Source organism: Pseudomonas sp. R3-41, from assembly GCF_054161485.1.
In genome coordinates this window covers 3660633-3683054 of record NZ_CP096421.1, presented here as the reverse complement: position 1 = coordinate 3683054, position 22422 = coordinate 3660633, and the positions used below count along the sequence as shown (strand labels likewise).

Here is a 22422-nt window from a genome sequence, read left to right as displayed (position 1 = left end):
CTGTCCTATGCTTACCTCATCCACTGCGAAGCCGGATTAATGTCGTCACCCGAAACCAAACTCCTCCAAAGTTGGCACCACAATGCCCAGGCCTGGATCGAAGCCATCCGCAGCGGTGCCATCGACAGCCGTCGGACAGTCACCGACCAGGCCATGCTGCTGGCAGTGCAGAGCCGCCGGCCCGAACGCGTGCTGGATCTGGGCTGCGGTGAAGGTTGGTTGTTGCGGGCGCTGGCTGAACGGGGCATCGAAGCGGCGGGTGTGGATGGCGACGCGACGCTGGTCGAAGCGGCCCGTGCGTCAGGTTCCTCGCCGGTGCATCTGGCAAGTTATGAAGCACTGGTGGAGACGACGGTGGACGTCGGCAGCGGCTACGACCTGATCTGCGCCAACTTCGCCCTGTTGCACCAGGACATCATCCCGTTGCTCGCCGCGATGAACGCCTTGCTCAGCCCAGGCGGCGCGCTGGTGCTCCAGACGCTGCATCCCTGGACCGTGGCGGCGGGCAATTATCAGGACGGCTGGCGCGAAGAAACCTTCGATGGGTTCAAAGGCCAATGGCAGCCCATGCCATGGTACTTGCGCACTTTGTCCAGTTGGCTCAACGCCTTGGAGATGGCGGGTTTCCGACTGGTAAGCCTGCAGGAGCCACAGCACCCGCAAAGCCCGGTGCCGCAGTCGTTATTGCTGGTGGCCGAGCAATCCCCCTCATGGCGTTAGCGACTCGACGGTAAAACAGCCCGAGCGATAAACCCTGTGCGCCTGCATGCCGCGCTTTTGCAGGGCTTTCCTGACGGCTCTGAGAAACATGCCGTGGGAGACGATGATTGTGGTCTTCCCAGCTTCGCCGCCGACTCTGTAAAGCTCAGCGGCCACACCGAGCGCCCGCTGGTGTTCGGCTTTTCGGCTGGCGGCCCCCAGTGAAATTCCCAACAACCAAAGGATCCTGTGCAACGCGAACCAATGCCTCAAGCCCATCTTCAGGACGGGAATGCTGCTTAACCGCAGGTCAAACTCACGTAAACGAGCATCCTGTTGGATACGCGCCACGTCGAACAACCGGCAGGCCGTCGCGTAGGCCCTGTTGACGGGCGAGGACATGATGTTGGCTTCGCTCGCGAGGAGCATTTGAGGTACGTTTGGCTGGCTCAGGAAGGCTGCAATTTCAGCCTCATCGATGGATGATGTCTGGTTGTATTCATCCAGCCGAAGCTTGGCCGAACGGGCATTGCAGGGTTTGTAATCGATCAACGGCGTGGCATGGCGTATCAGGTAAATCACGGCAACAGCTCCTTGTTTCCCGGCAAATCCCTTTCGAAGCGCACCTGTCTACAGGCAAAGACGCCATTCAGCGAGTGCCATGCAGCTTATTCAGGGGCTACATCTGTGGCAAGGGAGCTTGCTCCCGCTGGGCTGCGCAGCAGCCCCAAACCCATTCAACCCAATGCATCAGGAAAATACGGTTGGCGGGTTGTTACGACGGCTGCGCCGCCGAGCGGGAGCAAGCTCCCTCGCCACAGGTTGAGGTCTTACCAAAGCGCCACGGTGTAGCTAACGATCAACCGATTCTCATCCAGGTTATTGCCAAAATTCGAGCGCACCGTCGCGTTGCGCCATTTCAAGCCCAGCCCTTTCAACCTGCCGTCTTGCACCACATAGGCAATATCGGTGTTGCGCTCCCACTCCTTGCCTTCGCCCGGGGCGCTGCGCTGGACGTTGTCGCCAGTGATGTAGCGGGTCATGAAGGTCAACCCGGGTACGCCAATGGCGGCAAAGTTGTAGTCATAACGCGCTTGCCAGGAACGCTCGTCGATGTTGGCGAAATCGCCGATCTGCACGAAGTTGACCAGGTACGGATCACTGCGACCGATGTAGGGGAACGGATCGTCACCGCTCATGCGCTGATAACCCAGGCCCAACGCATGACCCGCCAGGCTGTAGGTGAACAAGGCGCCGAAAGCCTGGTTGTCGAGTTCGCGGAAACTGCCGTCTTCGGTACTGCGCGAATAACGCACGTCACTCTTGAATGACTGCCCTGCGCCCAGGTCCAGGGTGTGGACGAACCCGAGATAATTTTGCTGGTAAATGTCTTCCAACTGGCTATAGCGGTATTGCGCCGTGAGGTTCGGCAGGAACTGATAGTCCGCCCCGGCGAACTGAAACCTGTCGCTGCTGCCGCCCATCCGGTTGGCGGTCATGTCCTGGTAGTCGGTGGAGTCGACAAAGTTGATCTGGGTGAGTTGCCCGGCGGTCAGCTTCAAGCGATCGATTTCCTGCACGCTCAGCAAGCCGCCCTTGAACGTGCCCGGCAACAGGCGCGTGTCGTTGGAACTCACCGCCGGGTCCTTGATCTGCAACGTGCCCAGCTTCAAGGTGCTCTTGGACAGGCGCACCTTGGCGGTCAGGCCCAGTTCGCCATAACGGTCCTGGGAACCGCCCGACAGATCCGCCGGCAACAGATTGGTGCCTGCCGTGCCGCCGCCGGAGTCCAGTTTGAAGCCGGCCATGCCCAAGGCATCGAGGCCGAAACCGACGGTTCCGGCGGTGTATCCCGATTCCATTCGCAGCAGGAAACCCTGGGCCCATTCCTCGGCCTTGTCCCGTGCGCCGTGCTGGCGGAAGTCGCGGTTGAAGTAGAAGTTGCGAGCCTCCAGGCTGCCTTTGCTGTCGGCGATGAAATCGGCCTGGGCGTTCGGCACGCCGATCAGGCTCAGGCCGAGCAAGGTGCCCGCCGAGGTCCAGGTCCATCGAGGGAATGTGGCGTGTTGCATGGCGCGCTCCTTTTATGGGCGCGAGCGAACCCTCCAGGGGCTCTGCGCACGCCTCGTTATTGTTGTCATGGGGATGCCGGCGCAGTGGGCTTGCGTCGTGGAGCGGATTCTTTGTGTCGAATCGGCGCAGCGTCAAACGGGAAAAAGCCGGATCGGCCATAAGAAAATTTGATGCGCCCGATGGCCCGATCTGGAGTAACAATTGCAATCATAAGAACCACACGCACCCAGAGAGCCTCCATGAACCTCAAATTCCTCGAAACCTTCGTCTGGGTTGCCCGGCTGCAAAGCTTCAGCCTCACCGCCGAGAAGATGTTCAGCACCCAGGCGGCGATCTCGAGCCGGATCGCCTCGTTGGAAGAGGAGTTGGGCCTGCGCCTGTTCGTGCGGGATTCCCGTGGGGTCTCGCTGACGCCCGAAGGCCTCAAGGTGCTCGATTACGCCGAGCAGATGCTCGACGTCCAGCGTGCGTTGAAGCAGTCACTGGACACCAGCAGCCCGCAGCAAGGCCTGGTGCGCATCGGGGTGATGGATACGGTGATCCACACCTGGCTCAGCCCGCTGATGTCGATGCTGATGCAGGCGTTCCCCGCCGTGGAAATCGAGATCACCGCCGATGCCGCGCGCAACCTCTGTGAGCAACTGCAGAAAGGCTACCTGGACATCGTGTTCCAGACCGATCTGGTCCGCCACGAAAGCGTGCGCAACCTGGAACTGGGCCACTACCCCATGCACTGGATCGCCGCGAGCCAATCGATCTATGCCCGGCCCTATGCGTCGCTGGTGGAGATGGCCGGCGAGCGCATCATCACCTTCGTCAAGCATTCGCGTCCGCACCAGGACGTGCTCAACCTGCTGTACGCCCACGGGGTGAGTGCGCCGCGAGTCAGTTGCGTCAATTCGGTCTCGGCCATGACCCGGCTGATTCGCGACGGCTTCGGCATCGGCGCCTTGCCGGCCGCGCTGGTGGCCAAGCCCCTGGCCAGTGGCGAATTGATCCAACTCGACCCCGGCACCGCCCTGCCCCAACTGGACGTCGTGGCGTCCTGGCGCGCTGGCGTCGGCCTGGAGTTGATTGAAAATATCGTCCAGATGAGCCGCCAGGTGGTCAGCCAGTACGCCGTCGATGTCGGGCCATTGCGCATGGTGGCGGCCCCCGGGCTGAACAGCCAAGCGCTTCTCGAATAACTTTTAGTTGTCGCGGGGTACCAATATTCCTTGTTGGACGTCATCGCCACGCTGTTCCCAAAGTAGCGAACGACCACTTGGAGAACCCGTGATGACGTCCTTCGAACAATTACAACAATGCTCACCCGTTGCCCTGCGCCAAAGCATCGCCGCCGGCCAATACCAAGGCCATACCAGCGGCCTGGGCCAAGGTCGCGTGCAAGCCAATATCGTGATTCTGCCCGGCGACTGGGCCAATGAATTCCTGCGCTACTGCACCCTCAACCGCCAGGCCTGCCCGGTGCTGGACGTGACCGAGCCAGGGGACCCGTTCTTTCGCAACCTGGGTGCCGCCATCGATATCCGTCATGAAGTGCCTCAATACCGGGTCTACCGCAACGGCGAGTTGAACGAATCGCCCCTGGACATCGAACACTTGTGGCAGGACGACCTGGTGGCCTTCGCCCTCGGTTGCTCATTCTCCTTCGAGCAACCGTTGCTGGAGGCCGGCATCCGTTTGCGGCACATTGAACTGGGGCGCAATGTGTCGATGTTCCAGACCAACATCGACACGCGCCCCACCGCCCGACTGTCTGGCAAGATGGTGGTGACCATGCGGCCGATGAAGGCCGCCGCGGCCATCCAGGCGATCCAGATCACCGGACGCATGCCCAACGTCCACGGTGCTCCAGTGCATATCGGCGATCCGTCACTGATCGGCATTCAATCCCTGGACACGCCGGATTACGGCGACGCCGTGCCTGTGGAAGCCGACGAAATCCCGGTCTTCTGGGCCTGCGGCGTGACGCCTCAATCGGTGGTCCAGGCCTCGCGCCCACCGTTGTGCATCACCCACGCCCCGGGCTGCATGCTGGTGACGGACTTGTGGAACAGTGATTTGTAAGCCACGAATGACAATCTGAAGGGATACACGATGAACACGGCTCGGCAATCGATTCAACAGTACATCAATGCCAAGGACGGCAACCGCCCGCACCTGCTGGACCAGGCCTTTACGCCGACTGCTATTCTGGACATGGTCGTGCGCACCGGCGCCATCACGTTTCCTGGCCACGTTGAAGGCCGTACCGCCATTGGCGATGTGCTGGTCAGTCGCTTCGGCCAGACCTTCGAAAACGTCTACACGTTCTGCCTGGCCGCCCCGCCGCCAGTAGACACCGAAGCGTTCCAGTGCAAATGGCTGGTGGCGATGTCGGACAAGAGCAGCGGCGAGGCGCGGGTCGGTTGCGGCCTGTATGACTGGCAGTTCGATCCGCAGTCGCGACTGGCCGAGGGATTGACCATCACCATTGAACACATGAAGACCCTGCCGGCGACCGATCTGCCGAAGATCATGGCCTGGGCATCGAGGCTGGACTATCCGTGGTGCCTGCCGGAAGCGGCTGTCGATAACGTGCCGGATCTGCATGAGTTGCAAGAAGTGGTCTTGTATATGGCTAATGCCGAGCAGTGAAGAATATGAAACCTGCCTAGCGACTGTGGGAGGGGATTTCTCTGTGGGAGCAAGCCTTGCTCCCACAGAGGGTGGGTGATAATCCTCTCGCCACAGTTTCCATGCTTTCCATGACTGCGCCAAGGAACCGCCCCAAGTGAACATCAAGTTTCTCGAAACCTTCGTCTGGGTGGCCCGCCTGAAGAGCTTTCGCCTCACCGCGGAGAAGCTGTTCACCACCCAGGCGTCCATCTCAAGCCGGATCGCCGCCCTGGAGGACGAAATGGGTGTGCGGCTGTTCGTGCGCGATTCCAAAGGGGTGTCGCTGACCTCCGAAGGCCAGCGCGTGCTGGAATACGCCGAGCGCATCATGGACACCATGCAAAGCATGAAAGCCGCGATCAAGGATCCGCGCCAGGTGCGTGGCCGGATCCGCATCGGTGCGATGGATACGGTGATCCACACCTGGCTCAGCCCCTTGGTCACTCGCCTGATGGAATGCTACCCGGCCCTGGAAATCGAACTGTCGGCCGACACCGCGAGCAACCTTTGCTCACAACTGGAAAAGGGCTACCAGGACATCATTTTCCAGACCGACATCCTGCGCCTGGACAGCGTGCGCAACGCATTGCTGACCCGTTATCCGATGCACTGGGTGGTACGCACCGGCTCCGCCTATGACCGCGCCTATGGGTCGCTGGAAGATTTGTCCCAGGAACGCATCGTAACCTTCTCGCGCAACTCACGGCCCCACCAGGACATCCTCAACCTGCTGCACTCGGCCAACATCGTCTCGCCACGCATCAACTGCGTGAACTCGGCATCGGCCATCACCCGCCTGGTTCGCGACGGCTTCGGCATTGGCGCCATGCCCGCGGCGCTGGTGGTCGGTGAACTGGCCCAAGGCACCTTGACGTTGGTGGATGGCGTGCCGCTGCCCTCGGTCATGGACATCGTCGCCAGTTGGCGAACCGGTGCCGGCATGGAGCGAGTGGAAGACATCGTCAGCCTGACCCGGGAAGTGGTTGGCGAGTTCGTCGCGCAACTGCCGGCCGGCTATCGGCTCGACATGAATTAAGCCGAGCATTCATTCCGTCATCAGATTTTCACACCGCTGACATACCGTGGGCACCGATTGATCCCCGTCCACTTCAATCGGTGAGCCCTCCAACTGATGCAAGCATTCCTGAAAAACAGAACGCCCAAGGCACCGATTAAAACCCCGAATCACCCGCCACGCCGACATGACGCGCGGCGCGGCGAGATGCCCCGTGAGGAGGAGGTCTGCGTTCGGTTCCTGTCATGCGCAGACATCCCTTCCTTGCTGGAGCTCGAACAAAAGAAATGGACGGACGATCAACGAGCCGATGCCGCCATGCTTGCATCGCGGATCGCCGCATTCCCGGCCCTGAGTGTCGGTGCGTTTTGCGCACGCAGCGGCACGGCGCGGGCGTCGTTGTTCATGAAGCCGACCCGGCACGATCACATTCGCCAATGCTCGACCTGGGCCGACTGCGCCAGGAAACAGCACGGCGATGAATCCGCCAGGACTGGCGCGCTGTTTGGCATCAGCCTGAGCAGTGTCGACCCCAAGGCCGCGAACGCCGTTTTCGAGTTTTTCTGGCCCTACGCCCTGAAACAGGGCTGGTCGGACGTCTACCTTGGCTCCCCCGTTCCGGGCCTGCGGGACTGGCTGTCGAAGAATCCCGATACCCCGGTCACCCGCTACGTGCAAAGCCAGCGCCAGGGGCTGCCACTGGATCCCCAACTGCGCTATTACTTTAAAAAGGGATTTCGGCGAATTGTCGCGATCCGGGACAACTACTTTCCCCATGAGCCCTCATTGGACGTCGGCGTGCTGATCCAGGGCAAGGTGCCGCTGTCGGGGCTTTCTTTCATCTGGAAAAGGCTCCCGCTGAGCTGGTTGCAGCGCATGAAAAAATTGTTCTTCGTGTGCTTGTGAATACCTCCCTTGCGCTGGAGGGCCAGGCGCGACCACTGGCTCACGATCGCAATTTCCGCCGTTTGCTGGCGTGCGCCGTGGCATCGATGGTGGGCGATCAATTCACCCTGGTCGCCTTTCCCTTGCTCATCATGGCGATATCGCCAGAGCCCATGACGCTTGGCTGGGCATTCGCCGCGCTGGCTCTGCCGCGGGCCCTGTTCCTGTTGACGGGCGGCTCGCTGGTCGACCGGTTTGGTGCCCGTTCGATCTGGATGTCTGGCTGCTACGGCAGTGCGCTGACCCTGGTCGGCCTGGCCTGGGCGCTCTACACCGGCCATGCCACGTTACCGATCATCTATGGGGCGGCGGCACTGTTGGGGCTGTTCAGCGCGCTCACGCTGCCGGCGGGCAGTGCGCTGGTGCCTGGTATTGTCGACCCGCGCGACCTGGAACGGGCCAACGGCATTTTCCTGGCCCTCAGGCAGTTGACCATCGCCATCGGACCGGTCGCCGCCGGCGGGCTCATCGCCCATGCCTTTCTACCCCTTGGCACGAGACCGGCGGCCAACGCTGCCCTGGACGGTTATGTCATCGCGTTTGCCCTCGATGCGCTGACCTTCGCGCTGTCCGCATTCGGGTTGCGAACCTTGCCTATCCGTCTGATTCCTGGTGCCGAAACAAGCCGCCATAGCACCACGGATGGCTTGCGTTATTTCTTTCACAATCGCCCTCTGCGCACGTACCTGAGCTACATGGCAGCCATGACACTGCTCATGAGCGGGCCGGTGCAGGTCGCCTTGCCATTGCTGGCTCACGCACGCTTCACGCCTGAGGCCACCGCATTGGGGTGGCTGTTCGGCGCCCAAGGGGCCGGCACGCTGCTCGGCATGCTGATGTTTACCGCCAGCCCAAAACTGCGAATCGTCAACCTGGGTGTCACGCTACTCGCTGTCGACGCCGCCATCGCCTTGCTGGTAATGCCACTGGGGTGGATCCATGCCCTTTGGCAAGGGGTGGCCTTGCTGTTTGCCATTGGCGTCTTTGGCGGCTTCGTGCAGGTCATGGCGTTCACCTGGCTACAGCGGGCCTTGCCAGCACATTTGCTTGGGCGCGGCATGAGCCTGTTCATGCTGGTGTTTTTTGGGTTGGCACCCGTCTCGGCGGCGATATCGGGTTGGGTCTTGCAATGGGTGTCCATCGAGATCCTGTTCCTGGTCACTGGCGCCCTACTCCTGGCGGTCGTGTTTTTCTCCTATTTCGGGTCAGGCCTGAGGAGGCTCTCGGATGTTTAACCAAACCCATGAACCTGTCCAAGCCTCGCGGCCCGAGCCTAGCGTTGAACGCGCCCGGTTGCTGGAGTGGGGACGCCCCGCCCCGTTGCGCCTGCTTGCCTGCACGGTTTTCGAATGGGTGCTCATTGTGGGGGCGGCTGGCCTGGCTATCCAGGCGGAGTCGATTTTCGCCACGGTGCCGGCCGTCGTGCTCATCGGCACCCGGCAACATGCGTTGCTCATTCTCATGCACGAGTTTTCACACCGCCAATTCAGCCGGACCCGCCCGGTACTCAACGACACGCTGGGGGATCTCCTGACGGCGCTTCCTTTTACCATCACCTTGTTCGGCTTCCGGCGAGACCACGCCGCCCACCACCTTCATACGGCCACCGAGCGTGATCCCAACTGGGTATCGTGCATAGGACAGGATCGGTTCACCTTCCCCAAGTCCAGTTTCGATGTGGTCATCCTGCTGATCAAGCATTGCGGCGGCCTGTACAGCCTGCACGAATTCAAAACGGCCCTGGTGACATCGAAAATGGCCTCGCAATGTCCCCCTTCTACTCAATGCCGACAATGGATCTTTGCAATCGTGGTGGCCGCGCTCCTCACCGGGTTCCACTTATGGCTGGCGGCCCTGGTGTACTGGCTGGTTCCTATGTTCACGGTACTGATGGTGCTGTTGTATTGGCGCGATGTGGCCGAGCACTTTGCATTGCCCCAACCCGGCCACGGTGTTTCTCGAACCGTCATTGCTCCTTGGTGGGAGCGCCTATTGATTGCGCCTCATGGCGTGGGCTTTCATGCCGAGCACCATCGGTATCCCGCCGTACCCGGTTTTCGCCTGGCACAGGTGCACGCGGCGCTCATGGAAGACCCGGCGTACGTCGAGCGAGCGCACGTCACCCGAGGCTATTGCACGGGGCTGATACGCGAAGTCGCTGCCTATACCGCTGTAAGCTCACGCATGAGGAACTGACCGATGGACTCCATCCGACAGCAGGCCACCGATCGTCCTGAACCCTTCTGGAACGACACACCGATCAAGACCTACCTGTTTGACGCGTTCTCGGTGCTGCTGCCCGCCGGCGAACAGTTCGTGATATCGGTGGTTGAGTCATCCGCCTTGCGCTTGCCACCAACCTCGACGCTGGCTGAACAATCGCGCCGCTTCGTGACCGAGGAACGCGCCCACCAGCGAGCGCACCGGTTGTACAACCAGCAATTGGAAAAGCAGGGGTTTGAGGTCCGAAAATACGAACACGGAATCGAAAAGGATCTCGATGCCTTGCGCAGCAAATTGTCACTCAATGCGCAGTTGTCCTTGGCCGCTGCGTTTGAACACGTGACAGCGGTCACGTCCCGGATCGCCTTGCGCGACGGTGGGCTGCTGTCGACCCGCGTCTCGCCACAAACACGCCTGTGGCGCTGGCATTGCGCCGAGGAAGTCGCCCATCAGCACGTCACCACCGACCTGCTGCAGGCGCTGGGTGTCCCCTATTGGCAGCGCATTCTTTATTTTCTGGCAGCGTCGGCGCTCATGGCGTTCGATGTCCTGCGTCATCTGTTTGGTTTTGCTCGCCTGGACATCGCCCGGGGCCGTGTCAGCGCCAAACGACTGCGACAGGCGACGGGCCGGCTGCTGCTACGCGATGGTGCAAACCTGGCATTGCTGGCCGCCGGATGGGCCGCCTACTTTCTACCGCTGAAAGCACCTGCGGCGGCGGACTGTCAGTGAACTGCAATATCCCCGACTTATTCTGAGCCCAGCGCACTGCGGCGAACGCGGGTTGTGCAGGTCGCCCACTCGGAATGATCCAGGGAATCCGCCATGAAGATCAGTGTATTCGGAAGTGGTTACGTAGGGTTGGTGCAAGCCGCCGTGTTGGCCGAAGTGGGCCATGACGTGGTGTGCATGGACATCGACGAGCGCAAGGTCGACAGCCTGCGGCAAGGCCAGGTGAGTATTTTCGAGCCCGGCCTGGCCGCGCTGGTGCGTGAAGGGCTGGAGGCCGGGCGCTTGCACTTCACCTGTGACGAACAACTTGCCGTGCAACACGGCCAGGTACTGTTTATTGCGGTGGGCACGCCCTCCCGGGACGATGGCAGCGCAGATCTGAGCCAGGTCCTGGTCGTTGGCGAGGCCGTCGCCCGCTACCGCGAGCAACCGCTCATTGTGGTGGAGAAATCCACCGTGCCGGTGGGCACCGGCGACGTCCTGCGGGCGCACATCGACAAATGCCTGCTCAAGGCCAGTCGCTTGCTGCAGTTCGATATCGTCTCCAACCCGGAATTTCTCAAGGAAGGCTCGGCGGTCGCCGATTGCCGTCGTCCGGACCGCATCGTGATCGGCTGCGAGCGCGATGAAGTGCGCGAAACCATGCGTGATCTGTACGCACCGTTCAACCGCAACCACGACCGGATCCTGTTCATGGACCTGCGCAGCGCCGAACTCACCAAATACGCCGCCAACGGCATGCTCGCGACCAAGATCAGCTTCATCAACCAGATCGCCGAACTGGCCGAACACCTGGGGGCCGACATCGAGTCCGTGCGCCTGGGCATCGGCGCCGACTCGCGCATCGGCTACCACTTCATCTACCCGGGATGCGGCTACGGCGGCTCGTGCTTTCCCAAGGACATGCGCGCCTTGATCCACACCGCCGAGCAGGCCCATTGTTCCAGCGACTTGCTGCAAGCGGTGGAAGCCATCAACGGGCGGCAGAAACACAAATTGTTCGAACGGATCAACGCATTCTACCAGGGCGACCTGCGCGGCAAGACGTTCGCGCTGTGGGGCCTGGCCTTCAAGCCCAACACCGACGACATGCGTGACGCACCGAGCCGCACCCTGCTGGAATCGCTCTGGGCCGCCGGGGCCAGCGTCCGTGCGTATGACCCGGAGGCGATGCAGCAGACGCAACTGCTCTACCCCGACGAGACCCGACTCATGTTGATGGGCACGCCGGAATCGGTGTTGCCGGGCGCCGACGCGCTGGTCATCTGCACCGAATGGCAGCCCTTCAAGGCGCCGGACTTCGACCTGCTCCGGCAGCGGCTCAAGGCCCCGGTGATTTTTGACGGTCGCAACCTGTTTGACCCGGAGCGCATGGCCGACAAGGGCTTCACCTATTTCCCGATGGGCCGCGGGCAATCGCGCGGCCTGCCCATTGCCCAGCAGACCTGGTTCCCAGCCTCCAGAAGTGCTTGAGCGAGATCGTTACCTCAAAATTAATGCACTCAAACAGCATTAATATGAATTTGTAAGCGAGGGTTGTGACCGGCACACTGTGCACCGTTCCTCCCCCAACTGTTGGAACACTTAAAGGGCTTTCTGGGACCTCCCCGTAAGCCCCTTTTTTTGTTCGTTTTTTGGATTTTCGCTTAATGTTTTCTCGCTGGATCCCCGCCGCTATCAATACCCGTCCCACCGAATGGAGCCGCGCCGCCATCGGCATGGCATTGGGGACCCTGTTCAGTGTCTGGTTATGTGGCCAGGTCTTTGGCCTGGAGGTGGCACAACACCTGATCGGGCCCCTCGGTGCTTCGGCCGTGCTGTTGTTTGCCGTGTCATCGGGCGCCCTCGCGCAGCCGTGGTCGATTGTCGGGGGTTACCTGTGCGCGTCGGTCGTGGCGCTGCTGGTGGCCCATGTCCTGGGGCGTACGCTGGGCAGCGCCTGCCTGGCGGCCGGCATGGCGCTGGTGCTGATGTGCTGGCTGCGTTGCCTGCACCCGCCGGCCGGTGCCCTGGCGGCGACGTTGGTGCTGGCGGATCCGTCTATCGTTGCCCTGGACTGGCAGGCGGTCGGCGCGGCCATGCTGGCCGGCTCCGGGTTGCTCATCTTTGCGCTGGCCTACAACAACCTGACGCGGGTGCGCTATCCCAAGCGCGCCAGCGAACCGGTGGCCGTCATACCGGCTGACCACCCTCCCGTCGACCGCCAGGCCATCACCGCCGAAGACCTGAAATTGGCCTTGGCGGAAATGGAGGCATTCTTCGACGTCACCCCGGAAGATCTGGAACAACTCATCCACGTCAGCGAGCGAAATGCCAAGCGCCGCAGCATCACGGAGGTCCTTTCAAGTCGCGGTTGAGCCTGTGACTGCTATAAATATGCAGACAGGACCTGCACGTATCCCGGTTGTGCAAGGCAAATTTGCACTGGTACGATCCTGATCGGGTACGCGCGACACAATTCATAAAAAACAATAAAAGCAGGGAGTTAGCGATGACAGCTCAGGTTTCATCCCAAGCTGCGGAAACCATCGAAGTCGTGGCCCATGAGGTGCTGGTCGACGTTCGCAATCACGTCGGCCACTTGACCCTGAACCGCCCCGCCGGCCTCAATGCCCTGACCCTGGGCATGGTGCGCAGCTTGCAACAACAACTCGATACGTGGGCACTCGACCCACAGATCCGCGCCGTAATACTGCGTGGCGCCGGTGACAAAGCGTTCTGCGCCGGCGGTGATATCCGCTCGCTATACGACAGTCACAAACAAGGCGATACCCTGCACGAAGATTTCTTCGTCGAGGAATACGCCCTCGACCTGACGATCCACCACTACCGCAAACCGATCCTCGCCTTGATGGACGGCTTCGTGCTGGGCGGCGGCATGGGCCTGGTGCAAGGCGCCGACCTGCGGGTCGTGACCGAACGCAGTCGCCTGGGCATGCCAGAAGTCGCCATCGGTTATTTCCCCGACGTCGGCGGCAGTTATTTCCTGTCGCGCATTCCCGGTGAGCTGGGGATCTACCTGGGGGTCAGCGGCGTACAGATCCGCGCCGCCGACGCGTTGTACTGCGGGCTCGCCGACTGGTACCTCGACAGCCGCAAGCTTAAGCAGCTGGACGAGCGTCTCGATCGGTTGGAATGGCACGACACGCCGCTCAAGGATCTGCAAAGCCTGCTGGCCAAGCTCGGCCAGCAACAGCTCCCTGCCCCGCCCCTGGCCGACTTGCGCCCAGCCATCGACCATTTCTTTGCCCTGCCCGACGTACCGAGCATGGTCGAGCAGTTGCGCCAGGTCACCGTCGCCAACAGTCATGAATGGGCGGTGAAGACCGCCGACCTGCTGGACAGCCGCTCGCCCCTGGCCATGGCCGTGACCCTGCAAATGCTGCGGCGCGGCCGGCATTTGAACCTGGAAGACTGTTTTGCCCTGGAGCTGCACCTGGACCGGCAATGGTTCGAACGCGGAGACCTGATCGAAGGCGTGCGCGCCTTGCTGATCGACAAAGACAAGAACCCGCGCTGGAACCCGCCGACCCTGGAGGCGCTGGACGCCGACCATGTGGCGAGTTTCTTCGACGGCTTCGACGACCACGGGAACTGAGCCATGCACGACCTCGAACTGACCGAAGAACAAGTGATGATCCGCGACATGGCCCGGGATTTCGCCCGTGGTGAAATCGCCCCCCATGCCCAGGCCTGGGAAAAAGCCGGCTGGATCGACGACGGCCTGGTGGCGAAGATGGGCGAACTGGGCCTGTTGGGGATGGTGGTGCCGGAAGAATGGGGCGGCACCTATGTCGACTACGTGGCCTATGCCCTGGCGGTGGAGGAAATCTCCGCGGGCGACGGTGCCACCGGGGCGCTGATGAGCATCCACAACTCGGTGGGTTGCGGGCCGGTGCTGAATTTCGGCACCGATGAACAGAAGCAGACGTGGCTGGCGGAGCTCGCCAGTGGCCAGGCCATTGGCTGCTTCTGCCTGACCGAGCCCCAGGCCGGTTCCGAAGCCCATAACCTGCGCACCCGGGCCGAACTGCGCGATGGCCAGTGGGTGATCAATGGCGCCAAGCAGTTCGTCAGCAACGGCAAGCGGGCGAAACTGGCGATTGTGTTTGCCGTGACCGATCCGGAACTGGGCAAAAAAGGTATTTCGGCGTTCCTGGTGCCTACCGATACGCCGGGATTCATCGTCGATCGCACCGAACACAAGATGGGCATCCGCGCCTCGGACACCTGCGCGGTTACCTTGAACAATTGCACCATCCCCGAGGCCAATCTGCTGGGCGCGCGTGGCAAGGGCTTGGCCATTGCCCTGTCCAACCTGGAAGGCGGCCGCATCGGCATCGCGGCGCAAGCCCTGGGCATCGCCCGCGCAGCGTTTGAAGCGGCGCTGGCCTACGCCCGTGATCGTGTCCAGTTCGACAAGCCGATCATCGAGCACCAGAGCATCGCCAACCTGCTGGCCGACATGCACACCCGCATCAACGCCACCCGCCTGCTCATTCTCCACGCCGCCCGGCTGCGCAGCGCCGGCAAGCCGTGCCTGTCGGAAGCCTCCCAGGCCAAGCTGTTCGCCTCGGAAATGGCCGAAAAGGTTTGCTCCTCGGCCATACAGATTCACGGCGGGTACGGGTATCTCGAGGATTACCCAGTAGAACGCTACTACCGCGACGCGCGGATTACCCAGATCTACGAAGGGTCGAGCGAGATACAGCGGATGGTCATCGCCCGGGAACTGAAACACTACCTGGTGTAGCGGCAGGAAAAGCATCGCGAGCAAGCTCGCTCCCACAGGGTTCAGCGGCGTACGCAAATACTGCGTACGCCCCAAAGCCACTGTGGGAGCGAGCCTGCTCGCGATAGCGGTGCATCTGTCACAACAGTGCTGTATGTACCGTCGTCTTCGCGAGCAGGCTCGCTCCCACAGGGGTTAGTGGCGTGCACCAATGCTGCGTACACCACCGATCCACTGTGGGAGCGAGCTTGCTCGCGAAAGCGGTGCATCTGTCACAACAATGCCGAATGTACCGCCGCTATCGCGGGCAAGCCCAGCTCCCACAGGGGTTGACGGCGTGCACCAATGCTGCGTACACCACCGATCCACTGTGGGAGCGAGCCTGCTCGCGAAAGCGTCAACAGCAACGCCGCATTACTTGTCCTGAAACTCCGCCGCACGCTTGGCCACGAACGCCGCCATGCCTTCCTTCTGGTCCTGCGTCGCAAACGCCGCATGGAATACCCGGCGTTCGAAACGCACGCCTTCAGACAGGCTGACTTCAAAGGCGCGGTTGACGCTTTCCTTGACCATCATGCTAATGGGCACCGACTTGGAGGCGATCAACGCTGCGGTTTTCAGCGCATCGTCCAGCAGTTCATCGGCCGGTACGATCCGCGCGACGATGCCGCAACGCTCGGCTTCCACCGCGTCGATGAAACGTCCGGTCAGGCACATTTCCATGGCCTTGGCCTTGCCCACCGCACGGGTCAGGCGCTGGGTGCCGCCCATGCCCGGCAGTACGCCGAGGTTGATTTCCGGCTGGCCGAACTTGGCATTGTCCCCGGCCAGAATGAAATCACACATCAACGCCAGCTCGCAGCCACCGCCCAAGGCAAAACCGTTCACCGCGGCGATGATCGGCTTGCGGCGGTTGGCCACGCGGTCGCTGTCGCTGAACAGGTCGTCCAGGTAGATTTGTGGGTAGGTCAGCTCAGCCATTTCCTTGATGTCGGCCCCGGCGGCGAAGGCCTTTTTCGAACCGGTCAGCACGATGCAGCCAATCTTCGGGTCCGCCTCCAGGCTGTCCAGCGCCTGGTTCAGCTCGCTGACGATCTGCGCATTCAAGGCGTTCAAGGCCTGAGGACGGTTGAGGGTGATCAGGCCGACGCGGTCCTTGATCTCCAATAAAATCGTTTCGTAGCTCATGCAGGACTCCTGTTCAAAGATTGCGCGAAATGACCATGCGCTGAATGTCGCTGGTGCCTTCATAGATCTGGCAGACCCGCACGTCGCGGTAGATGCGCTCCAGCGGGAAATCATTGAGGTAACCGTAACCGCCCAGCGTCTGCAACGCCATGGAGCAGACCTTCTCGGCCATTTCCGAGGCGAACAGCTTGGCCATGGACGCTTCCATCAATGCTGGCTGGCCGTTGTCCCGCAGGGCGGCGGCGTAATGCACCATTTGCCGGGCCACGGCGATCTGGGTCGCCATGTCCGCCAGGCGGAACGCCACGGCCTGATGCTCGATGATCGGCTTGCCGAAACTGGAGCGTTCCCGCGCATAGTCCCGCGCCGCTTCGAACGCGGCCCGGGCCATGCCCACCGCTTGCGCCGCGATGCCCACCCGGCCGCCTTCCAGGTTGGCCAGGGCGATCTTGTAGCCCTCGCCCTCCTCACCCAGGCGATTACCCACCGGCACCTTCACATCCTCGAACAGAATCTGGCAGGTGTCGGACGCGTGCTGGCCGAGTTTATCTTCCACCCGCGCCACGCTGTAGCCCGGCGAATCGGTCGGCACGATGAAGGCACTGATGCCCCGCTTGCCGGCGCTCGGATCGGTCACCGCGAACACGATCACCACCCCGGCGTTCTGCCCGGAGGTGATGAACTGCTTGCAACCGTTGAGCACGTAATGATCACCCTCCAGCCGCGCCCGTGTCTTCAGGCTGCTGGCGTCCGACCCGGCCTGGGGCTCGGTCAGGGCGAACGCGCCCAGCATCGCGCCGCTGGCCAGGGGCGTGAGGAATTTCGTCTTCTGCTCATCGGTGCCGAACTTGAGGATCGGCACGCAGCCCACCGAATTGTGCACGCTCATGATGGTCGAGCATGCGCCATCGCCAGCGGCGATTTCCTCCAGGGTCATGGCATAGGCCAGGTAACCGGTGTCACAACCGCCCCACTGCTCCGGCACCAGCATGCCGAAAAAGCCCAGTTCGGCCATTTCGCCGATGGCTTCCCGGGGGAAACGGTGTTCACGGTCCCATTCGGCAGCGAACGGTTTCAGCCGCTCCTCGGCGAACTGCCGGGCCATGTCACGGATTTGGGTCTGTTCTTCAGTCGGGAGCATGGTGATTCCTTAATACAAGCATTCGACGGCCATGGCCGTGGCTTCGCCGCCGCCGATGCAGATCGCCGCGACGCCGCGCTTCAAGCCTTTCTGGCGCAGGGCCGACAGCAGCGTCACCAGGATCCGTGCGCCAGACGCGCCAATCGGGTGGCCCAACGCACAGGCACCGCCGTGGACGTTGACCTTGTCATGGGCGATTTCCAGCTTGTCCATGATCACCAGCCCCACCACGGCGAAGGCTTCGTTGACCTCAAACAGATCGACTTGATCCAGCGACCATCCGGTCTTTTGCATCAATTTCTTCACGGCGCCAATCGGCGCAGTGGGAAACAGGCTCGGGGTATCGGCGAACGCCGCGTGACCGTGGATCACCGCCAACGGCTTGAGGCCACGCTCGGCTGCCTGGCTTTGGCGCATCAGCACCAGGGCGGCGGCGCCATCGGAAATGGAACTGGCGTTGGCTGCAGTCACCGTGCCGCCGTCGCGGAACGCCGGCTTGAGCGAGGCGATCTTGTCGATCCGCGCTTTCGGTGGCTGCTCGTCGTGGCGAATGGTCACTTGTTCCTTGCCGACCATGACCTGCAACGGCACGATCTCGGCGTCGAAACTGCCGTCCTTGATCGCCTGCTGGGCGCGGGTGGTGGAGGCAATGGCGAAGGCGTCCTGGGCCTCGCGGCTGAAACCGTTGGCCTCGGCGCAATCTTCGGCGAAGGTGCCCATCAGCCGACCTTTGTCGTAGGCGTCTTCCAGGCCGTCGAGGAACATGTGGTCAAGCACCCGGCCATGGCCCATGCGGTAACCGCTGCGGGCACGGTCCAGCAGGTACGGCGCGTTGGACATGCTCTCCATGCCGCCGGCCACCACCACCTCGGCACTGCCGGCGATGAGCATGTCATGGGCCAGGATTGCCGCTTCCATGCCCGAACCGCACATCTTGTTGAGCGTGGTGCAGCGGGTCGACTTGTCGAGCCCGGCGCCCAGCGCGGCTTGACGCGCCGGGGCTTGGCCTTGGCCGGCGGCGAGCACGCAACCGAACAGCACCTCTTCAACCGCCTCCGGCGCGACACCGGCACGCTCCACGGCGGCCTTGATGGCGGCGGCACCCAGTTGTGGCGCGGTGAGGCTTTTCAGTTCGCCCTGGAAACCGCCCATGGGGGTGCGGACGGCGCTGACAATAACAATAGGATCGTTGGACATCATGAATCCTCCTGACTTATTTGGCTGCCATACGCAAGGCGCCGTCGAGACGGATCACCTCGCCGTTGAGCATGCTGTTTTCAATGATATGCCTGACCAGCGCCGCGTACTCGGAAGGTTTGCCCAGGCGCGGTGGGAACGGCACGCCGGCGGCCAGGGAGTCGCGCACTTCCGGGGTCATGCCGGCCATCATCGGGGTTTCGAAAATTCCCGGCGCAATGGTCATTACCCGAATACCGAAGCGCGCCAACTCACGAGCGGCCGGCAGTGTCAGGCTGGCGATGGCGCCTTTGGAGGCCGCGTAAGCCGCCTGGCCGATCTGCCCGTCGAAGGCCGCCACGGAAGCGGTGTTGATGATCACCCCGCGCTCGCCGTCCGCGTTGGCCTCGGTTTCGGCAATGGCCGCGGCGGCCAGGCGCAGCAGGTTGAAGCTGCCGATCAGGTTGACATTGATCACCTGGCTGAAGCTGGCCAGTGCGTGGGGGCCGTTCTTGCCGAGGATCTTCTCGCCGCGCACGATACCGGCGCAATTCACCAAGCCATTCAGACCACCGAACGCATCGACCGTGGCCTTGACCGCCGCTTCAGCCGCCGCCTCGTTGCTGATATCGGCCACCACGCTCTGGCAACCCAGTTTTTGCGCCTGGGCGGCTACGGCGTCGGCGTTGAGGTCCACCAGCATCACCTGGGCGCCGGCCTTGACCAGCATTTCACCGGTGGCCGCGCCTAGGCCGGAAGCACCGCCGCTGACGAGGAAAATCTTGTTGTCGATCTGCATCATGGTTTCCTTGGATTCAAGCTGAAACGTTCTGCGCCAAAGTCTCTTGAACCTTGGCGATTTCCTGGTTGCGCAAGATAAAGCGCTGCAACTTACCGCTTGGGGTTTTCGGCAAGTCGCTGACAAATTCGATTTCACGGGGATAGGCATGGGCCGCCAAGCGCTGGCGCACGTGCAGGCGCAACTCCTCGGCCAGCTCCGGTGAGGCGCGGTATTGGGCGCCGAGCACCACGAAGGCCTTCACCAACTCGGTACGCTCCGGGTCCGGCTTGCCGATTACCGCCGCTTCCACGACGGCTGGGTGTTCGATCAGCGCGCTTTCCACATCGAACGGACCGACCCGGTAACCGGAGGTGGTGATCACGTCGTCGCTGCGGCCGACGAAGCTGATGCTGCCGTCCGGGTTCAGCTCCACGGTGTCGCCACTGAGGTAGTAGTCACCGACGAAAGCCCTGGTCGGTCCGCCTTCGTAACCGGCGAACCAGCACATGGGCGACTGGCTGCGGTCCACCGCGAGAATGCCCGGCTGGCCTACGCCCAGTTCGCGCTGGTTTTCATCCAGCACGACGATGCGATGTCCCGGCGAGGCGAAACCGGCGGCGCCCAGGTGAACGGCATGCTCCAGCCCATGGTGATTGCACAGCACCATGCCCAGTTCGGTCTGGCCGTAATGGTCATGGATCACCACGCTGAGGTTGTCGGCAAACCACCGGATCACCTCGGGGTTCAACGGCTCGCCGGCGCTGCTGACGATGCGCAGCTTGCCCTTGATCGAGCGGGCGAACTGCTCGCCGCCGGCGATCAACAAGCGATAGGCCGTGGGCGAGCCGGTCAGGTTGGTGATGCCGTATTTGTTGATGATCCGGCAGGTGCTTTCGAGGGTGAACGGGCCATCGTAGAAGGTGATCGGATGCCCCATGGCCAGCGGTCCGGTCACGCCAAAATAGATGCCGTAGGCCCAACCCGGGTCGGCGACGTTCCAGAAGGCGTCTTCCGGGCGCAGGTCCACCGCGTCACGCATGTAGCTTTGGAACGCCACGATGGCCTTGAGCGGCACCGACAGCGCTTTGGCAGGCCCCGTGGTGCCAGAGGTGAACATCAGCAGGAACGGGTCTTCACCGGTGAGCATCAGCGGTTCGCATTGGCTGGAATGATTCGCCACTTCGGCCCAGAAACTGTAGTCGCCGTGCACGATGCCCTGGCCCTTTTCGCCGCCGACCGTCACGACGGTGGGGCAACCGGCGACTTCGTTGAGCTTGGGACGGTTGACGGCATCGGTGACGACCACGCGCGCGCCCGAGCTGCCGAGTCGGTGCTCGATGGCCTTGGGGCCGAACGCAGTGAACAACGGTTGATACACCGCGCCGATACGCCAGGTGGCGAGGACCACGATCAGCAGTTCAGCGGTGCGCGGCAGCAGGCCGGCCACTTTGTCACCCTTGCCGACGCCTTGGGCACGCAGGAAATTGGCGAACCGCGCGGCGTTGTCCTGCAGGTCGCGGTACGTCCAGGTGGCCTCGCTGCCGTCACGGCCCTCCCAGAACAAGGCGATGCGCCCCGGCAACGCATGCCGATCGCAACACTCGACGCAGGCATTGAGCGCCTCGAGCGAGCCGTGCAGTGCGGCGTTGACGGTGTGCAGGTAATCGAACTGCGACGTGGCGGACGAATAATCGCGCATGACCAGAATCCCTCTGTACTTTTTATTGGGTGGGGGAACCTTGAAGAGCGGGTAAATACTCGCGCCGAAGGGCGGTGGCGGCAATGGTCAAAGCCATCAAGTTGCTTGACTGGTTTGGCCATGGTTGGAGGGATGTGTTGCCTGTAATGGCCCTATCGCGAGCAGGCTCGCTCCCACAATGATTTATGGCGGAGCCTCGATTCTGTGACCACCCTGATATCCGTGTGGGAGCGGGCTTGCTCGCGAAAGCGGTGTGTCAGCCACAAGGATGTTGGATTTGCCGGCCTCTTCGCGAGCAAGCCCGCTCCCACAGGATCCGGCGCGACCCGGCAATAGGTCAGTCGGTCTCGTTGAGAATCAGGCTGCGATAATGCCCCGGGTTGGACCCGGACCATTTGCGAAACGCCTTGTAGAAGGAACTGGCATCGGCGAAACCCAGGCGTGAGGCGATTTCGACGAAGCTGATGGAGGGCTCGGCCAGCCAGGTGATCGCCAGGTCCTTGCGCACGCTGTCCTTGAGCCCTTGGTAGGTCTGGCCCTCTTCCGCCAGGCGTCGACGCAGGGTCGAGGCGGACACGCACAACTGATGGGCCAGGGCCTCGGTTTCCGGCCACTGGTCGGCGGGCAGTTGCCGCAGGTCGTGGCGGATGCGGCTGGCCAGGCTTTGCGGGTTGCGGTATTTGACCAGGATGTTGGCCGGGGCCTGGGCCAGGAAGCGCTTGAGCTCATCGGCGTTGCGCCGGATAGGCAGGTCGAGGCATTCTGCAGCGAAAATCATCCGCGTGCGTGGCCGGTCAAAGCGCAGGTTCTGGGAAAACATCACGCGGTAGTCGTCGCAGAAATCCGGCGCCGGGCAGCGCAGTTCGACGGACAGAATGGGAATACGCCGCCCGGCCAGCCAACAGGCCACGCCATGGACGATCATCCAGTAGGTGAAATAAGTAAAGGCCCGGCGCGGCGCCTGGTCATCTTCCAGCAGCACGATCTCCGCCAGGCTTTGCTGGCGCACCCATTGAGCCGGCAGGTGTTCGAGCATCAGCGACAGAAACCCCAGCCCCGCCGTCAAACTCGTCGCCAGCGTGGGCTGGGCCATGGCGCACTGGCAGAGAAACGCCAGGCTGCCGGACTTGAGCTTGCGCGGGTCCATGCCGAAAAACTCGTCATCCAACCGCCGGGCCAGTAAACGCCAGAGCCGCGCATAGGCATGGGCCGGGACCCGCGCCTGGGGATCGTCGAGCAGCGCCGGGGCTATGCCGACCTTGCTCAGGACCTCATCGGTAGCGGCTCCGGGGGCGCAGCTTTGCAGCAGCGCCTCCCGTACCAGCTGGATGGAAATGGTGTCTTTTTCCGACATGGC

21 protein-coding genes are annotated in these 22422 nt (G+C 62.3%); 13 read left to right on the top strand and 8 right to left on the bottom strand.

What is annotated here, in order from left to right:
- Positions 1 to 39: 39 nt before the first annotated feature.
- Positions 40 to 720 carry a class I SAM-dependent methyltransferase gene (locus tag M1D99_RS16255; RefSeq protein WP_458130437.1) on the top strand — a complete coding sequence of 227 codons (681 nt, stop codon included), beginning with the start codon at positions 40 to 42 and terminating at the stop codon, positions 718 to 720.
- Here the strand turns inward: M1D99_RS16255 and M1D99_RS16250 are convergent.
- Positions 709 to 1281: a phosphoglycerate mutase family protein gene (locus tag M1D99_RS16250; RefSeq protein ID WP_458130436.1), complete on the bottom strand. Its 573-nt coding sequence runs from the start codon at positions 1279 to 1281 to the stop codon at positions 709 to 711. The genes M1D99_RS16255 and M1D99_RS16250 overlap by 12 nt on opposite strands.
- Positions 1282 to 1529: 248 nt before the next feature.
- Positions 1530 to 2771, bottom strand: coding sequence for an OprD family porin (locus tag M1D99_RS16245; RefSeq protein WP_458130435.1), 1242 nt, complete (start codon positions 2769 to 2771; stop codon positions 1530 to 1532).
- Positions 2772 to 3011: 240 nt separating this feature from the next.
- Here M1D99_RS16245 and M1D99_RS16240 point away from each other — a divergent pair, with 240 nt between their 5' ends.
- From M1D99_RS16240 to M1D99_RS16185, 12 genes are all read left to right on the top strand, one after another.
- A complete protein-coding gene (locus M1D99_RS16240; RefSeq protein ID WP_434570229.1) occupies positions 3012 to 3959 on the top strand; it encodes a LysR family transcriptional regulator in 948 nt (315 codons plus the stop codon).
- Positions 3960 to 4050: 91 nt separating this feature from the next.
- On the top strand, positions 4051 to 4842 hold the full coding sequence (locus M1D99_RS16235) for a putative hydro-lyase (protein ID WP_434570227.1): 792 nt from the start codon (positions 4051 to 4053) through the stop codon (positions 4840 to 4842).
- A 30-nt stretch (positions 4843 to 4872) separates the two neighbouring features.
- On the top strand, positions 4873 to 5412 hold the full coding sequence (locus tag M1D99_RS16230; protein WP_458130434.1) for a hypothetical protein: 540 nt from the start codon (positions 4873 to 4875) through the stop codon (positions 5410 to 5412).
- 136 nt (positions 5413 to 5548) lie between these two features.
- Complete coding sequence (locus tag M1D99_RS16225) at positions 5549 to 6469, top strand: LysR family transcriptional regulator (protein ID WP_434570224.1); 921 nt, start codon at positions 5549 to 5551, stop codon at positions 6467 to 6469.
- A gap of 297 nt (positions 6470 to 6766) precedes the next feature.
- Positions 6767 to 7354 (top strand): hypothetical protein, encoded by a 588-nt coding sequence (locus M1D99_RS16220; RefSeq protein WP_225917576.1) that lies wholly within the window; start codon positions 6767 to 6769, stop codon positions 7352 to 7354.
- Positions 7351 to 8628, top strand: coding sequence for an MFS transporter (locus M1D99_RS16215; RefSeq protein WP_434570222.1), 1278 nt, complete (start codon positions 7351 to 7353; stop codon positions 8626 to 8628). Before M1D99_RS16220 ends, M1D99_RS16215 begins: the two co-directional genes overlap by 4 nt.
- Entirely contained in the window at positions 8621 to 9589 is a 969-nt protein-coding gene (locus M1D99_RS16210) for a fatty acid desaturase family protein (protein WP_434570220.1), read from the top strand. Before M1D99_RS16215 ends, M1D99_RS16210 begins: the two co-directional genes overlap by 8 nt.
- A 3-nt stretch (positions 9590 to 9592) precedes the next feature.
- Positions 9593 to 10348 carry a metal-dependent hydrolase gene (locus M1D99_RS16205; protein WP_434570218.1) on the top strand — a complete coding sequence of 252 codons (756 nt, stop codon included), beginning with the start codon at positions 9593 to 9595 and terminating at the stop codon, positions 10346 to 10348.
- Positions 10349 to 10441: 93 nt separating this feature from the next.
- On the top strand, positions 10442 to 11821 hold the full coding sequence (locus M1D99_RS16200) for a UDP-glucose dehydrogenase family protein (RefSeq protein ID WP_434570216.1): 1380 nt from the start codon (positions 10442 to 10444) through the stop codon (positions 11819 to 11821).
- Positions 11822 to 11997: 176 nt separating this feature from the next.
- Positions 11998 to 12705: an HPP family protein gene (locus tag M1D99_RS16195; protein WP_434570214.1), complete on the top strand. Its 708-nt coding sequence runs from the start codon at positions 11998 to 12000 to the stop codon at positions 12703 to 12705.
- A gap of 134 nt (positions 12706 to 12839) precedes the next feature.
- Positions 12840 to 13946 (top strand): enoyl-CoA hydratase/isomerase family protein, encoded by a 1107-nt coding sequence (locus M1D99_RS16190; protein ID WP_434570212.1) that lies wholly within the window; start codon positions 12840 to 12842, stop codon positions 13944 to 13946.
- A 3-nt stretch (positions 13947 to 13949) separates the two neighbouring features.
- Positions 13950 to 15101, top strand: a complete 1152-nt coding sequence (locus tag M1D99_RS16185; RefSeq protein WP_411384632.1) for an acyl-CoA dehydrogenase family protein — start codon at positions 13950 to 13952, stop codon at positions 15099 to 15101.
- A 393-nt stretch (positions 15102 to 15494) separates the two neighbouring features.
- Here the strand turns inward: M1D99_RS16185 and M1D99_RS16180 are convergent, their stop codons facing one another.
- The 6 genes from M1D99_RS16180 to M1D99_RS16155 form a co-directional block, all read right to left on the bottom strand.
- Complete coding sequence (locus M1D99_RS16180) at positions 15495 to 16268, bottom strand: enoyl-CoA hydratase (RefSeq protein WP_024617255.1); 774 nt, start codon at positions 16266 to 16268, stop codon at positions 15495 to 15497.
- 13 nt (positions 16269 to 16281) lie between these two features.
- Positions 16282 to 17409, bottom strand: coding sequence for an acyl-CoA dehydrogenase (locus tag M1D99_RS16175; protein ID WP_434570209.1), 1128 nt, complete (start codon positions 17407 to 17409; stop codon positions 16282 to 16284).
- Positions 17410 to 17418: 9 nt separating this feature from the next.
- Positions 17419 to 18609: an acetyl-CoA C-acyltransferase gene (locus M1D99_RS16170; protein ID WP_434570208.1), complete on the bottom strand. Its 1191-nt coding sequence runs from the start codon at positions 18607 to 18609 to the stop codon at positions 17419 to 17421.
- 13 nt (positions 18610 to 18622) lie between these two features.
- Complete coding sequence (locus tag M1D99_RS16165) at positions 18623 to 19384, bottom strand: SDR family NAD(P)-dependent oxidoreductase (RefSeq protein ID WP_186705581.1); 762 nt, start codon at positions 19382 to 19384, stop codon at positions 18623 to 18625.
- 16 nt (positions 19385 to 19400) lie between these two features.
- Complete coding sequence (locus M1D99_RS16160) at positions 19401 to 21065, bottom strand: AMP-binding protein (protein ID WP_434570206.1); 1665 nt, start codon at positions 21063 to 21065, stop codon at positions 19401 to 19403.
- Between the two features lie 337 nt (positions 21066 to 21402).
- Positions 21403 to 22419 carry an AraC family transcriptional regulator gene (locus tag M1D99_RS16155; RefSeq protein ID WP_434570204.1) on the bottom strand — a complete coding sequence of 339 codons (1017 nt, stop codon included), beginning with the start codon at positions 22417 to 22419 and terminating at the stop codon, positions 21403 to 21405.
- Between the last annotated feature and the right edge of the window lie 3 nt (positions 22420 to 22422).